Source organism: Enterococcus songbeiensis, from assembly GCF_005405265.1.
Taxonomy (GTDB): domain Bacteria; phylum Bacillota; class Bacilli; order Lactobacillales; family Enterococcaceae; genus Enterococcus_C; species Enterococcus_C songbeiensis.
Map to the genome: position 1 here is coordinate 16,728 of NZ_BJDS01000001.1, position 14,316 is coordinate 31,043.

Genomic DNA, 14,316 nt, shown 5'->3' on the forward strand with positions numbered 1-14,316 from the left:
TCCTCAGCTGTTTTTACTTCCGGTGAAGTAGAAAATCTACCTATTGCTGTGGTAAATCTTCATCCGTAATCAAGCCTTCGATGATAATATTGGTATCTCCCATCAAATAAAGCTCACGATCCTTTACCTCTACTTCCAGTGTACCACCTAAAACTTGGATCACAACCGGATTTTGCGGTGTCAATTTTTTTTCAGTCAGAACGTAGGCCACTGAGCCGGAACCTGTACCGCAAGCTAAGGTAAAATCCTCCACGCCACGTTCAAAGGTACGCACCAAGACATCTCCATTTTCCATGAAATCATAAAAATTCACATTGGCACCTTTTGGTAACTTTTCCCAAAAACGCAATTTCTTTGCCAGATCTTGCAAGTCAGCCAAGTTTTTTTCTGCAAGTGCTGGATAATGGATCACTAAATGAGGAATCGCCGGGTCCCCTAACTCAACATAATCCACTTGAGTCACGATTTTATCCAAATCGTCTGAGAAATCCCAATCAAAATGGGTATGGGTAGGTTCGTTAAGTTGAACTTTGTAACGACGGGCATCCAAACGCCAAGCTTTTACATCTCCTGCCACCGTTTCGATCGTCATTGTATCCGTTGCTAGTCCCTTTTCATAGGCATATCGGGCGATACAGCGTGCCCCATTGCCGCACATTTCGGCTTCCGTGCCGTCTGCATTATAAAACCGCATCCGAAAATCACCGTCGGCTTGCGGGGTATCTAGAGCCATCAACGCATCACTGCCAACGGAACGTTTTCGCTGGCAGATTTGTTTCGCTAAGGTTGACAGCTCTTCGCCGGATAAACCCAGTTCTTGGTTATTGATGACAATAAAATCATTGCCTGCACCTTGCATTTTATTAAAGGGAATTTTCATCTACTCTACCTCCAAATGCTTGATAAGGCTGCTCGTTTTCCAGTAATTGCTGGTAGCTTTGTCCTTTAACAATCAGTTGCGACTCCCCGTCTTTTACCAAAACTACCGGTGGAATCGGCAATTTATTGTAATTGCTGGCCATAGAATACCCATAGGCTCCTGTAGTAAAGGTTGCAAAAAGATCACCAGCAGAAACATCAGGAATTTCCAGATCCTTGATTAATATATCGGTACTTTCGCAAGCTTTTCCAGAAATCGTCACAGTTTGAGTTGCTGGTTCATCCGCTTTATTTGCCACTACTCCTGTATAAGTTGCTTGGTACAATCCTGGACGAATATTATCGGTCATACCGCCATCAATGCTGACGTATTTGCGAATGCCTGGTAACTCTTTGATACTGCCGATTTTGTGCAACGTAATACCTGCTTCAGCAACGATACTGCGACCGGGTTCGATAACGATTTCTGGGCGAGGAAGATTCTGGGTTTCACAAAATTCCTCCGTCAAATCCATTAACGGTGTCAAGAAATAGCTGTAGGGCATCCGCACATCCTGCTCCGTGTAGCGCACCCCAAAACCGCCGCCGTAATTCAATTCCTTGATGACATAATCAAATCGTTCATGCACCTCAAGCATCAATTGCAACGAAACCTTTGCTGCTGCCAAATGTGCCCGGTTATCCGACAACTGGCTACCCACATGAAAATGAAACCCGTAAAATTCGATTTCCGGTGCTTCGATTGCTTCTTGAATTTGGGGAAATAAAATGCCTTCATCCAAAGGAATTCCGAATTTTGAATCTTTTTGCCCCGTCGAAATAAATGCATGGGTATCCACCTTGACTTCCGGTGTGATACGAAAGAGAATTTTCGCTTTTTTTTCTTTAGTACGACAGATTTCCCGCAGCAAAGCAACTTCCTGCAAACTATCAACAATGATTCGTCCAACGCCATAGTCCACAGCCATCTCTAATTCTTCCACCGACTTGTTGTTTCCGTTAAATTCAATTCTTTCAGCAGGAAAATCTGCTTGAATCGCTGTAACTAATTCGCCGCCGCTCACGACGTCTAACGACAACCCTTCCCGCTGGATAATCTTCACCATCGCTAAAGTAGAAAAAGCTTTACTGGCATAGGCTGCCCGTGTCTTTGGGTAACGATCCAAAAATTCTTCATGTAGGGCACGACATTGCGCCACGATTTCCGTCTCAGAAAAGACATAAAGTGGCGTTCCGTATTTCTCTGCTAAGGCGACCGTGTCACAGCCATCCCAATATAAATGATTCTTTTTCGTTGCTTTCATTTTTTCGCTCCTTCGTTGCTTCCTAGTTGTTTAACGCCTCGATTAACTGGAGGTAACATTGAATGCCCCCCAACAGATTTTTTTCATCAAACTGCATTTTCCCGCTGTGGAGTGGATACGTGTAGCCTTTTTCTTCATTACGAGTACCGACAAAGAAAAACAAACCCGGAATTTCCTGCTGATACATCGAAAAATCCTCCGCCAACAGATACGGCGGTGATTCCACATAACTATCCCCAGCGATTTTCTCTAGATTTTCAACCATTTGCGGATTATTGTCAACTACTCGGTACATATGATTGAAAAAAACTTCCCCGCGACAGCCGTAGCCTTGTGCAATTTCTGTCGTCAAACGCGTGATTCGTTCCACCATCGTATCGTAAACGGTGTCGCTAAATGCCCGCATTGTTCCGTGGATCACGACTTTTCCGGCAATAATATTCATGGCTTCTCCTCCTTGAATATCTCCAAATGTCAGCACAGCAGAATCCAGCGGGCTAAGGTTGCGGGAAATAATCGAATGCACGCCTTGGATCACGGCAGCAGCAGCTAAAATCGCATCTGCTCCTTGTTGTGGCTGAGCCCCGTGTGCACTTTGCCCCGTAATCGTTAAGGTCACTTCTCCATTGCGGGCCATCATGCCGCCTTTTCGACAAGCAATCCTTCCTTCATCAAATTCCGGAAAAAGATGTAGCCCCACAATTTCATCCACGCCATATTTCGTTAAAATACCTGCATCAATCACTAACTGTGCGCCCCCCGGACCTTCTTCTGCCGGTTGAAAGAGCAACAGGATTTTTCCTTGGATAACTTCCGGATGTTCTGCTAAATATTTGGCGAACCCTAACATGGTCGCCATGTGCCCATCGTGTCCGCAGGCATGCATCCGACCGGGAATTTTTGATGCAAAGGAAGCACCAGTTTCCTCTGTGACCGGCAACGCATCAATATCCGTCCGAAAAGCAATCGTTTTTCCGGGAAGCTCTCCTTCAAATACTACTACTAATGCCGTATCCAACACTTGGTGAATCTCTTGAATGCCAAAAGAGGCCAATTGTTTTTTTAAATAGGCGATCGTTTGAAATTCTTGCAATCCTAATTCTGGAATTTGATGCAGTTCTCGGCGAAATGCAGTCACGTCCGGCAACAATGCTTGGATTTCTGGTTGAATAATCATCTCGTTCAGTCCTTCTCTCAAAATTAAACTCGTTTGTTCAGGGATAACCATTGATATTTTTTTACATTATAGTATATAATTCCAATAATCCAATAATAATTTGAATAAAAAAAAATTTCAGATAATTTTTCCGATTGGCGTTGGATTCTTGAAAAGAAAGATAAAATGAGAGGATGTGTCGAAAGTGGCAATTTTTGAAGGCTCTGGCGTGGCGTTGGTCACACCCATGAATGAAGATGGAAAGGTGAACTTTGATAAGCTGAAAGCATTAGTGGAGTGGCATATCGAAAAGGGCTCCAACGCAATCATCGCTTGCGGTACGACAGGAGAAGCTTCGACACTGGATGACGAAGAACACATCGCTGTCATTGAAGCCGTCGTCAAACAAGCAGCGGGAAGAATTCCTGTGATTGGCGGCACCGGATCAAATAATACCCAACACGGGATTCATTTATCAAAAGAAGCGGAACGGGTGGGCGCAGATGCCCTTCTCGTCGTTACTCCTTATTATAATAAAGCAACGAAAAAAAGTCTGATTACCCATTATCAAGCAATCTGTGGTGCAGTTTCGCTGCCAGTCATCTTATATTCTGTTGCTTCTCGTACCGGCATGAACTTAACACCGGATACCGTGGCAGAATTGAAAAAAATTCCAAATGTCAAAGGAATCAAAGAAGCCAGCGGAGACATTTCACAAATCGTTGAAATTGCCCGCTTGGTAGATGAGGACTTTGCTCTTTATTCCGGCAACGACGATCAAGTCCTGCCAATCTTATCGGTGGGGGGATCGGGTGTGATTTCTACTATTGGCAACATTGCCCCACAAGAAACAGCAACTTTGGTTCGTAGCTTTTTCGCTGGCGATCTCAAAACTGCCCGCAACATCCAATTGGCGCAAAAACCACTGATTGATGTGATTTTTAGTGAAGTCAATCCTGTTCCTATCAAAGCCGCAGTCTCTTTATTAGGAAAATGCGACATGACCTATCGCTTGCCGCTGGATAAACCAGAAGAAAGCACCTTAGCCGCACTACGACGTGAAATGACTGCCTACAGTCTTTTATAACCCAACCAATTTATTTTTCGTTAGAAAAAACATCCCGCAAAAAAGCGAAACAAAAAAGGAGGTCACCATGAAGAAAATTTTATTAAGCGGCAGCAATGGACGTATGGGTCAGGTGTTGCAGCAGTTGATTGCCCAACAGCCGGATTTAGAAGTCGTTGCCGGTATCGATCGTCAAGCAAATGGCACGGGTGCTTTTCCTGTTTATCAATCTCCGGCAGAAGTCAAAGAAACGATTGATCTTGTGATTGATTTTTCCCATTACAGTGTCGTTCCGGAATTACTAAACGTTTGTGTCACACGTAATTGGCCAGTAGTGGTAGCAACAACTAGTCTATCAGAAGAAACAAAAACCATGTTGGCGGTTGCTGCTCAAGTTATTCCCGTTTTTTATTCCGCCAATATGTCTTTGGGAATCAACGTCCTGATCAAAGCCCTGCAAGCTATCACCCCATCATTAGCAGCTGATTTTAATATTGAAATCATTGAAAAACATCACAACCAGAAAAAAGACGCCCCCAGTGGAACTGCCTTGCTTTTAGCAGACAGTATCAATGAAACGCTGGAGGAAAAGAAGAACTATATTTTTGGTCGTTCTGGTAATGAGAACGAAAATGCTTTAAATGAAATGGGCATTCACGCTGTCAGAGGGGGAACGATTCCCGGTGAACACACTGTTCTTTATGCCGGTCCTGATGAAATCATTACACTGACCCACACTGCTTTATCTCGGGATATTTTTGCAAACGGTGCTTTGAAAGCCGCCGCCTTTTTACTGCAACAACCAGCCGGACTTTACAGCATGGCTGATTTACTAGAAACGAAAGAAACGAGGTAACTTATGTCTGAACTTCAATTTTCCAATCCGTATGAATTAGCAAAATACATTAAAAATGCGACCAAGGAAACTCCGGTCAAAGCCTACATTCAAGGTGATCTGTCCACCGTCACAAGTGAACATGTCAAATTGTTCGGCAGTGAAGAATTTTGGCTGGCTATTGGCGATGCAGAACCGATTCAAACATTTTTGGCAGAGCATCAAGAAAAAATCAAATTTTCTCATTTAGAAAATGATCGCCGCAATTCTGCGATTCCTTTACTGGATCTGACTAGTGTGGATGCCCGTATCGAGCCAGGTGCCTTCATTCGCGATCAAGCAGTCATTGGCAAAAATGCCGTTGTCATGATGGGGGCGGTAATCAATATCGGTGCGGTCGTTGGCGAAGAAACGATGATCGACATGGGGGCTATTTTAGGCGCTCGTGCAACTGTAGGTAAAAAAGCTCATATTGGTGCCGGTGCAGTATTAGCCGGCGTTCTTGAACCACCTTCTGCAAGTCCTGTCGTGATTGAAGACAACGTACTTGTCGGTGCGAACGCCGTCGTTCTTGAAGGTGTTCGAGTAGGCAAAGATGCCGTTGTCGCAGCCGGTTCCGTTGTCACAGAAGATGTTCCTGCTGGTGCAGTCGTTGCTGGCTCCCCCGCTCGAATCATTAAAATGAAAGACGAAAAAACCGTCGCAAAAACCGAATTTCTGGATGATTTGCGGGGATGATTTCAAAAAAACAGCTCATGCACTTCGGTGAATTTCCGAAATGCACGAGCTGTTTTGTCTCACTATTTTTTATTTACTCTTCACACGACCAATAACATCATTTGCCTCTACTGATTTGCCAGCTTCAACGGTTAACGTGTCCACTTTTTCAGCATTGGTAAAGACAACAATCATATCTGATTTTTTGTTAGCTGCTTGTAATGCTGCTAACTCTACCAAGGCGATTAATTGTCCACGAGCAACACGTTGTCCTTCTTCAACATAAAGAGTAAATGGTGCCCCCTTCAAGTTAACCGTGTCGATACCCATGTGTAGCAGAACTTCAATGCCGGAATCCGTTTTGATTCCCACTGCATGTTTCGTTGGGAAAATGTTCATGATTGTGCCGGCAACTGGTGCAAAAATTTCGCCACTTGTTGGCAGAACAGCAAACCCGTCTCCCATCATTTTTTGTGAAAAGACATCATCGGCAACTTCCGTGATGGCAACGACTTGTCCTTTTGCTACTGCAAAAACATCTTGGGTTTGTGGTCCTGTCACAACAGTTTCAGTTTGTGTCATGGCAACAACTGGTTTTTCAACGCTTCGTGCTGCTCCCCCATGAAGTTTACTCATTTCATCCGCAACAAATTGTACTTCCGTTCCCACGATAACTTGGATGTTTTTGTCATCGATAACTTTGACTCCCGGTACACCGGTCGCTTTGATTTTTCCTTGATCAACAGTTGATGTATCGTTGACTTGCAAGCGCAAACGAGTTGTACAGTTGTCAATCGAAGTAACATTAGCTGCGCCGCCTAATGCGTTGTAGATTTGATTTGCTAAAGCAGCAAATTTATCATCTCCTGCAGCGACAAATCCATCCACGTCTGTTTCAGCTTCGCCATTACCAACTTCACGTCCTGGTGTCATCAAATTGAATTTTTTAATAACAAACATAAAAGTGAAATAGTAAACTACGGCCATGATTAAACCTAGAACCAATAACATTAATGGTTGGTTTGCAATTGGTACCCGTAAACTCAAGAAGAAGTCAATGAAACCGGCACTAAAGTTGAAGCCGGCGGTCCAATGGAAGGCTGCCGCAACAAACATCGAAATCCCTGTCAACACCGCATGAACAACATATAATGGCCATGCAACAAACATAAATGAAAATTCTAACGGTTCAGTAACACCGGTGAAGAAGGAAGCAAATGCTGCTGCCAACATCAATGAAGCTGTTACTTTTTTCTTTTCAGGACGGGCACATTGGTAAATTGCCAATGCTCCGGCTGGTAAACCAAACATCATTACTGGGAAGAAACCAGCTTGGTACATTCCGGTAACACCCTTCACACCTTCACTCGCCCAGAATTTACCGATATCATCGATTCCTGCCAAGTTGAACCAGAAAACATTATTTAAGGCATGGTGTAAGCCAGTTGGAATCAACAACCGGTTGAAGAATCCGTATAAGCCGGCACCCAAAGCACCCATACCGGAAATCATTTCACCAAAGCTTACCAAGGCTGTATAAACCGGTGGCCAAACAAAAATCAATAATGCAGAAATAATTGCCATTAATCCGGCGGTTACGATCGGTACTGCACGTTTTCCGCTGAAGAAAGACAGCGCCATTGGCAGTTTTACTCCGCTGAAACGGTTGTACATTGCAGCTGCGACCAAACCGGCTAAAATACCGATAAATACATTTTTATTGTTGATTGCGCCAAAAGCAACATTGACTTTTTCAACATCTACTTTAGTAAATAAAGCAACAGATGCACTGTTTACTAGCGTAATTGGTGTTAAGAAAGCAACTAAACCAGCTAATGCAGAAGCACCATCTTTGTCTTTTGACATACCTAAAGCTAACCCAACTGCAAATAAAATTCCTAAGTTGTCTAAAATTGTGCCCCCGGCTTTGATCAAGAAGGCCGCCAAAATATTATTACCGCCCCAACCGCTTGGGTCGATCCAATAACCAATTCCCATGAACAAAGCAGCTACTGGCAAGGTTGCTACTGGTAACATTAGGGAACGTCCCATCCGTTGCATATAAGCTTTCATCTTTTTCTCTCCTAGTCTTTTGCGCCCCGCAAGCGTTCGATATGAATGACTAAATAGCCAAGCTCTTCGCTTGTCGTGGACATTTGGTATTGTTTTGTCAGTAATACCCGGATTTTTTTCGCTACCGCATAGCTCTCCGGATATTTCCGCTTGACCATTTCAACGATTTCCTCGTCTAAAACGGCATATTGTTGGTTATGATAGCGTTGTAGCAGTAAGCGCAAATGATTGGCCAACCGAGAATAATTCAACGCCATTTGTTCCGAATGAATATCGATTGCTAGTTCTCTTTCAATCAATTGAATGATTTCTGAAACGATAGTGACTTCCCGAATGCTGCGATGATTGCTGGTTTGTCCACTGCGACCACTATGGATGTGAATCGCAATATAACCGGCTTCATCATAGGTATAAGGAATCGCCAACTCTTTGTTTAAATAATCCACCGCCCATTGAGCGATGCTGAACTCATCACTGTATAGTACCTCGATCTCCCGCAGCAGTTTGTTGCGGATCACGATTCCATTGCGGATATTTTCAGCGGCAAAAGCGATGTGATCTGTCAAAGCAATCAAAACATGTTCATTCAATTTTTCCATCAAAACAGTTTCCGCATGATCAATGATATGCTCTGCGGCAAAAAGAAATTTTTCATCGATTTGATTCAGCAGACTTTGCAGTTTCATTTGACCTTCCGGCTCCATAACGAACATCCGCTCGATTTCTCGATGAAAAATCAGGTCATTGCGCTTTTTATCGAACCCAACGCCTTTGCCAATCGCGACTTTTTCTTGACCGTCGTCATCGACTAAGACCGCGTTTTGGTTAAAAATCTTTTTGATTTTCATAATAACAATCCTCTTCTGCAGAATTAAGATTCATGAACCGACCACTACTCCCATTAGACCCTAGGATTGCCAACGAAAGAAAAAAGCATGGAAAAATCCCGTAATAAGTCTCCTTATCTACGACATCTTTCCATGCCTAGTATGATCTAGTCACATGAAACAAATATGTTAACGGTTTAATTGTATAGACCAAAATACTTTTTGTCAACACTTTTTATTATTTTTTTCTTATTCGATAAAAGATAACGGTCTCACAAGAAAAACCCTTTTTTTTCTTTACTCGTCAAAATAACGGCAAAGCTCTTGGATTTCTTGGTAGATTTCATTGATCTCGTCAGAATTTGCCGCATTCGCCCCACTTGCTAAAGGATGCCCCCCACCATGATGCCGCTTGGCAACTTCATTGATGGTAGGTCCCTTCGAACGTAGGCGTACGCGATAGTAGCCTTCTGGTTGCTCAACAAAAATTCCCCAGGCTAAAACAGTATCGATGGTTCCAGGCAGGGAAACGATCGGTGCGGTTTCAGAATCATCAATCCCGAATTCTTTTAACAACTCTTGAGATAAAATCACACGACCAGCCCCATGTTCGTCCACTTCGATATGCTCATAAATATAACCCGATAATCGAGCGACCTTCATTGGAATTTGCTGCAACTGACGATTAAGAAGTGCAGCATCAAAGCCATAATCCAATAAGCGACCAGCGATAGTCAAGGTATATGAAGTGGTTGCCGGATACAAAAAGCGCCCGGTATCGCCAACGATGCCAGCATAGAGTAACCGGGCAGCCGCTTCATTGATTTTTAATTCATCAGGAAAATAAAAGGCAAAATCTGCAATCATCTCACTACAACTACTTGCTTTGGTATTGACCCACACCAAATCACCGTAGGGTTCATCATTTGGATGGTGATCGATTTTGATAACTTTTACACCTTTGTCGTAACGTTTATCACTGACCCGTGGTGCATTAGCGGTATCTGTCACAATAACCAGTGCATCAGTATATTTTTCGTCAGCAATTTCATCCATCGTTGCTAAAAATGCTAGACCGTCGACGCTACTGCCTACTTGATAAATTTCTTTTTCGGGAAAGCTCACCCGCAAAATTTCCGCCAAACCAGCCTGTGAACCTAATGCATCCGGATCAGGTCGTTGATGGCGGTGGATAATGATACGGGAATATTCTTTGATAGCAGCTAAAATTTCATGTCTAATGTTCATTTTTTCTCCATTTCTACGTTACGGCCGTTCTAATACTTGGCTCACGACGATTGCCTTCGCAATCAGAGTATTTTCAATATAAATTTCAATGTCGAGTTTTGCGGAACGACGACCCAATTCCAAAATTCGTGGATAAATCGCCAATTCGCTTTCCAACTGAATCAAGCGGAAATAATGTAGGTTGACCTGCTCAATCCAACTGTTGCGCCGTTGATTCAACAGCATCGTCCGTTTGGCTGCATTGCCAACGACTTCGCTTAACACACCAAAAGAAATTGTTCCGACTTCATTGACCATTTGTGGAGATACCATAAATTTGAAGTAGGGAGTATCTAGTTTTTTCCCTTCCATGTCCTGTTCAACGATTTGCATTTCTGCTGAAATCTGATCGGAGATGGTGTCTGCCACTTGGGTTTGACGTTGAACCAACTGCATGGCCTTCATGACATCTTGACGGGTAACCAGACCCAGCAAAGACAAGTCATCGGCTACGACCGGCATGACTTCCAGCCCATCCCAAATCATTTGATGACTGACTGAAGCCACACTCATTTCTTTTTTCACCATGCTTGGTTCCTTGGTCATTACCCGTTCGATCAACTGAGTATCCGCTTTTTCCAAAATATCTTTGGCGGTGACGATTCCCACCACCCGCATATTTTTATTCACCACAGGAAAACGAGAATGTCCGGTTTCTTCTGCAAGGTGTTTATAGTCTTTGACCGTATCATGCACTGTCAGGTATTGGGTTTTATCCAAAGGCATATAAATATCGCTGACCAATAAAATATCTTTTTTGATCAACTGATCACTCAGCGCCCGGTTGATCATCGTGGCTACAGTAAAGGTATCGTAGGTCGTCCGTAAAATCGGCATCTCTACGTCATCCGCCAACCGACAAATTTCTTCCGAAGTATCAAAGCCACCAGTAATCAAAACGGCAGCGCCATCTTCCAAGGCCAAGCGATGCACTTCTTCCCGGTTTCCGACGATCATCAATGAACCCGGTGTAATGTAACGCTCCATGGCTTCTTCTTTCATCGCGCCGATCACGAAACGATTCAGCACTTTATCTAAGCCGGCCTTGCCCCCCAGTACATCCCCTTCGATGATCTGAACGACTTCCCCAAAAGTCAGTTTTTCAATATGTTTTTTTAATTTTCGTTCAATACGAATCGTACCAACACGCTGAATCGTGGAGACCAGTCCAATGTTTTCTGCATCTTTGATGGCACGGTAAGCCGTACCTTCGCTGACGGATAATGCTTTTGCAATGCCCCGCACCGAAATTCGTTCCCCGACTGGAAGTCCTTCGATATGAGCTAAAATCAAATCATGTTTGGTTGCCATCTTGTTCTCCTATACCTCGATTGTTTGTCCGACTGACAACACTTCGCCATTTCCGGGCAATAAATCAATAAATTTTTGTGGGTCCTGTTGAATAACTGGGAAGGTGTTGTAATGGATCGGAACGACTTTTTTCGCCTGCAATAATTTTGCCGCCTGCGCTGCATCCTCTGGTCCCATGGTGAAATTATCACCGATTGGCAAGAAGGCGATATCAATTCCCTCTTTACCAAATAAAGCCATATCACTGAATAAGGCAGTATCTCCCGCCAAATAAATTCGTTTGCCTTCGATTTCTAGTAAGAATCCGGCAGGTTCCCCAAGATAAATCATTTCTCCGTCTTTTTCATAGCCTGAACTGTGTTGTGCCGCCACCATTTTGACGGTTCCAAAAGGAAATAAAAATTTACCACCAATATTCATTCCGTGCGTCTTTTCTACCCCTTGTTTGGCAACGAAGGAACAAACTTCTACCATACTGACGACGGTGGCCCCCGTTCGTTTAGCAATCGGAACAGTGTCGCCTAAATGATCGCTGTGTCCATGGGTGACCAATAGCCAATCCGCCGAAACGGTATCAACGGTTAAATCTGTTGAGCGGTTGCCAGTGATAAAAGGATCCACCAAAATATTTGTTTGCTGTGTCTCGATGGCAATAACGGAATGTCCATGATAGGTAATTTTCATTTGTCTTCCTCCTTGTTTGGTTTAAGCTATTCCAATTTCTTGACAGAAAAATTTATTGATTCTCACGCTGTGTATCGTCCCACTAGAATAGTTACTAAAAGCGGAACTGCCACTTGTTGTACTTCGTTAGTTTTGAGTAATACAGCTTTCATTCTATATTGTAACAGAGAATCGTTGAAACTGTTACCAAGAAACACCAAAAAAAGGAAAAACCACGAAGTTTCCTTCTCGATTTTTCCCTTTCATTTCAGCTATTTTGTTTTTTCACTTAGAATATCTATCACTAGCGGTTGGAGTAAGGCTAACAAATCGGACACCGCGACTTTTACACTATGACCAATTTCTCCACTGGATACCAAAATTTCTTTAAACTGTCGGATACGTTCGTCAAACACAAGCGGATATTCTGGATGGTGCAAAAAGATTCCGATGGGTGTATTGGCGCCATGGGGATAACCGGTAGCTTCCAATACATACTCCATCGGTGGAAAACCGATTTTGCGGTTGCCGGTGGCTTTTGCCAGCTTTTTATAATCAAGATGTGCAGTCAGCGGAACAAGAGCAATCGTTGCTCCCGATTTGTTTCCTTTTACCACCAAGGTTTTAAAAATAATTTCTTCGGGAATCGTCAACTCTTCCGCTTTTAATCGAGCCGTCTCTTCCTCCAGCCTCCACGGAAATTCATACCTTTCAAAGGGGATTCCTTTTTCAGATAAAAATGTTTCAACTTCATTTGCCATGTCGCAATCCTCCTTGCCGTTTTATTCGTAAAGCAGTCAATACTAACGCCACCAAACAAAGTAAAAAGGAACCCAAAAAAGTGATTTTCATGCCGTAAATAAAGACATCCGGACGTTCAGCGATGTAGGTCGTCACTCGTTCCCCCATTTTGCTGCTCATAGCATCATACAAAATCGTTGTTGCCAATGCGATTCCGATTACCATACCCAAATTTCTGGCAAAGGAATTCATACTGCCGGCAACGCCCAGGTTTTCGCGGGTCACACTACTCATGACCATTGTATTATTTGGGGATTGGAACAATGAATTTCCTAAACCCATGATTGCTGTTGCCACCACGTAAAACCAAATTGGTGTATGAATTGTCATAAACATATACATTATCTGGGTCACAGACAGTAGCGTTAATCCAATCAGCACCAGAATTTCCGGTCCGATTTTATCCGTCAAATACCCGCTTAACGGTGAACCAACCACCATCAGAAAAGGAAAGACCATCATCAGCAAGCCCGCATAACTTGGACTAAGCCCACGAGTATTTTGCAAATAAAAAGGAACGATGACATTAACAAAGAAGTTGGAAGAAAAAATCAGGGTCGCTGTTAATAAGCTCATGGTGAAAATTTTATTTTTAAAAATACTAAAAGTGATCAACGGCAATTTGACTTTCTTTTCCACCAAAATAAATCCGACAAAAGAAACCAGTGCCAATGCAAATAAAACGAGAGGAATAACGGTCAAAAATCCTCGTTCCTGTCCTAAAAAGACACCGCCAAAAAAGGTTAAAATAAACAAAGCAAAGGTCGCAAAGCCCAATTTGTCGGTTTTTTGTTTGCTGAGGGTAATATCTTGAGGCAAAAGACGTTGGCTAAAGAGCATCGTCAAAATTCCCACCGGCACATTGATCCAAAAAATATATGGCCAGGAAAATTGTGCCAAAATCAGTCCGCCTAATCCTGGACCGGCAATTGACCCCAAGGAAACAAAGGCACCGATTGATCCCAACGCACGTCCTCTTTCACTCATAGGGAAAACTTCAGTGATGATTCCGGTATTCGTTGCCATCGTCATACTGGCACCAACAGCTTGGACTACTCGCGCAAATAACAGGAACCCTAAAGAATGATTAAAACCACAAAGCAACGAACCAATAGTAAAAATCAACATTCCTAAACGAAAGACTTTGATTTTTCCCAGACTGTCCCCAATTTTCCCAAACAAAAGTAAACAGGCACAAACCACCATCAGATAAATCGATACGATCCATTCTGCCTGATTCATCGGCACCTTCATATCTTTGGAAATTGTTGGCAATGCAATATTAACGATACTACCATCTAAAGTGGACATAAACGTAAACATGGAAACTGCAACGAGAATCCACCAACGATTTTTTTGAACACTCGCATCTTCTTGATAACTAGGCATAACAGGAC

The 14,316-nt window shown here is 43.1% G+C and carries 13 protein-coding genes; 3 read left to right on the top strand and 10 right to left on the bottom strand.

Going from position 1 to position 14,316, the window contains the following annotated elements:
• Window positions 1-40 precede the first annotated feature (40 nt).
• The 3 genes from dapF to FFM66_RS00120 are packed head-to-tail and all read right to left on the bottom strand — an operon-like array spanning window position 41 to window position 3,360.
• Entirely contained in the window at window positions 41-880 is an 840-nt protein-coding gene (dapF, locus tag FFM66_RS00110; RefSeq protein WP_137604646.1) for a diaminopimelate epimerase, read from the bottom strand.
• On the bottom strand, window positions 864-2,183 hold the full coding sequence (gene lysA / locus FFM66_RS00115; RefSeq protein ID WP_048604214.1) for a diaminopimelate decarboxylase: 1,320 nt from the start codon (window positions 2,181-2,183) through the stop codon (window positions 864-866). Before lysA ends, dapF begins: the two co-directional genes overlap by 17 nt.
• Before the next feature lie 22 nt (window positions 2,184-2,205).
• Window positions 2,206-3,360 carry a M20 metallopeptidase family protein gene (locus FFM66_RS00120; protein WP_137604647.1) on the bottom strand — a complete coding sequence of 385 codons (1,155 nt, stop codon included), beginning with the start codon at window positions 3,358-3,360 and terminating at the stop codon, window positions 2,206-2,208.
• Between the two features lie 184 nt (window positions 3,361-3,544).
• Between FFM66_RS00120 and dapA the strand changes: the two genes are divergently transcribed.
• The 3 genes from dapA (at window position 3,545) to dapD (ending at window position 5,978) form a co-directional block, all read left to right on the top strand.
• On the top strand, window positions 3,545-4,426 hold the full coding sequence (gene dapA, locus FFM66_RS00125) for a 4-hydroxy-tetrahydrodipicolinate synthase (RefSeq protein ID WP_137604648.1): 882 nt from the start codon (window positions 3,545-3,547) through the stop codon (window positions 4,424-4,426).
• A gap of 67 nt (window positions 4,427-4,493) precedes the next feature.
• On the top strand, window positions 4,494-5,261 hold the full coding sequence (gene dapB, locus FFM66_RS00130) for a 4-hydroxy-tetrahydrodipicolinate reductase (protein WP_137604649.1): 768 nt from the start codon (window positions 4,494-4,496) through the stop codon (window positions 5,259-5,261).
• Window positions 5,262-5,264: 3 nt separating this feature from the next.
• Window positions 5,265-5,978, top strand: coding sequence for a 2,3,4,5-tetrahydropyridine-2,6-dicarboxylate N-acetyltransferase (dapD, locus tag FFM66_RS00135; RefSeq protein ID WP_048604218.1), 714 nt, complete (start codon window positions 5,265-5,267; stop codon window positions 5,976-5,978).
• 69 nt (window positions 5,979-6,047) lie between these two features.
• Here dapD and nagE read toward each other — a convergent pair whose 3' ends face one another.
• The 7 genes from nagE to FFM66_RS00170 form a co-directional block, all read right to left on the bottom strand.
• Window positions 6,048-8,030: an N-acetylglucosamine-specific PTS transporter subunit IIBC gene (gene nagE / locus FFM66_RS00140; RefSeq protein ID WP_137604650.1), complete on the bottom strand. Its 1,983-nt coding sequence runs from the start codon at window positions 8,028-8,030 to the stop codon at window positions 6,048-6,050.
• 11 nt (window positions 8,031-8,041) lie between these two features.
• Window positions 8,042-8,878 carry a PRD domain-containing protein gene (locus FFM66_RS00145; RefSeq protein WP_048604220.1) on the bottom strand — a complete coding sequence of 279 codons (837 nt, stop codon included), beginning with the start codon at window positions 8,876-8,878 and terminating at the stop codon, window positions 8,042-8,044.
• Between the two features lie 276 nt (window positions 8,879-9,154).
• The gene (locus tag FFM66_RS00150; RefSeq protein WP_137604651.1) at window positions 9,155-10,105 is read right to left on the bottom strand and encodes a DHH family phosphoesterase; all 951 of its coding nucleotides are present in this window, start codon (window positions 10,103-10,105) and stop codon (window positions 9,155-9,157) included.
• 18 nt (window positions 10,106-10,123) lie between these two features.
• Window positions 10,124-11,455, bottom strand: coding sequence for a DRTGG domain-containing protein (locus FFM66_RS00155; RefSeq protein WP_048604222.1), 1,332 nt, complete (start codon window positions 11,453-11,455; stop codon window positions 10,124-10,126).
• Window positions 11,456-11,464: 9 nt separating this feature from the next.
• The gene (locus tag FFM66_RS00160) at window positions 11,465-12,139 is read right to left on the bottom strand and encodes a metal-dependent hydrolase (RefSeq protein WP_048604223.1); all 675 of its coding nucleotides are present in this window, start codon (window positions 12,137-12,139) and stop codon (window positions 11,465-11,467) included.
• Between the two features lie 251 nt (window positions 12,140-12,390).
• Window positions 12,391-12,879, bottom strand: coding sequence for a YbaK/EbsC family protein (locus FFM66_RS00165; protein WP_137604652.1), 489 nt, complete (start codon window positions 12,877-12,879; stop codon window positions 12,391-12,393).
• A complete protein-coding gene (locus FFM66_RS00170; RefSeq protein ID WP_137604653.1) occupies window positions 12,869-14,308 on the bottom strand; it encodes an MFS transporter in 1,440 nt (479 codons plus the stop codon). The genes FFM66_RS00165 and FFM66_RS00170 overlap by 11 nt, the downstream gene beginning before the upstream one ends.
• Window positions 14,309-14,316 lie beyond the last annotated feature (8 nt).

Excerpts from the sequence above, each read along its gene's own strand:
- dapF (WP_137604646.1), bottom strand. The coding sequence starts at position 880 with ATGAAAATTCCCTTTAATAAAATGCAAGGTGCAGGCAATGATTTTATT.
- lysA (WP_048604214.1), bottom strand. The coding sequence starts at position 2,183 with ATGAAAGCAACGAAAAAGAATCATTTATATTGGGATGGCTGTGACACG.
- FFM66_RS00120 (WP_137604647.1), bottom strand. The coding sequence starts at position 3,360 with ATGATTATTCAACCAGAAATCCAAGCATTGTTGCCGGACGTGACTGCA.
- dapB (WP_137604649.1), top strand. The coding sequence starts at position 4,494 with ATGAAGAAAATTTTATTAAGCGGCAGCAATGGACGTATGGGTCAGGTG.
- dapD (WP_048604218.1), top strand. The coding sequence starts at position 5,265 with ATGTCTGAACTTCAATTTTCCAATCCGTATGAATTAGCAAAATACATT.
- nagE (WP_137604650.1), bottom strand. The coding sequence starts at position 8,030 with ATGAAAGCTTATATGCAACGGATGGGACGTTCCCTAATGTTACCAGTA.
- FFM66_RS00145 (WP_048604220.1), bottom strand. The coding sequence starts at position 8,878 with ATGAAAATCAAAAAGATTTTTAACCAAAACGCGGTCTTAGTCGATGAC.
- FFM66_RS00150 (WP_137604651.1), bottom strand. The coding sequence starts at position 10,105 with ATGAACATTAGACATGAAATTTTAGCTGCTATCAAAGAATATTCCCGT.
- FFM66_RS00155 (WP_048604222.1), bottom strand. The coding sequence starts at position 11,455 with ATGGCAACCAAACATGATTTGATTTTAGCTCATATCGAAGGACTTCCA.
- FFM66_RS00160 (WP_048604223.1), bottom strand. The coding sequence starts at position 12,139 with ATGAAAATTACCTATCATGGACATTCCGTTATTGCCATCGAGACACAG.
- FFM66_RS00165 (WP_137604652.1), bottom strand. The coding sequence starts at position 12,879 with ATGGCAAATGAAGTTGAAACATTTTTATCTGAAAAAGGAATCCCCTTT.
- FFM66_RS00170 (WP_137604653.1), bottom strand. The coding sequence starts at position 14,308 with ATGCCTAGTTATCAAGAAGATGCGAGTGTTCAAAAAAATCGTTGGTGG.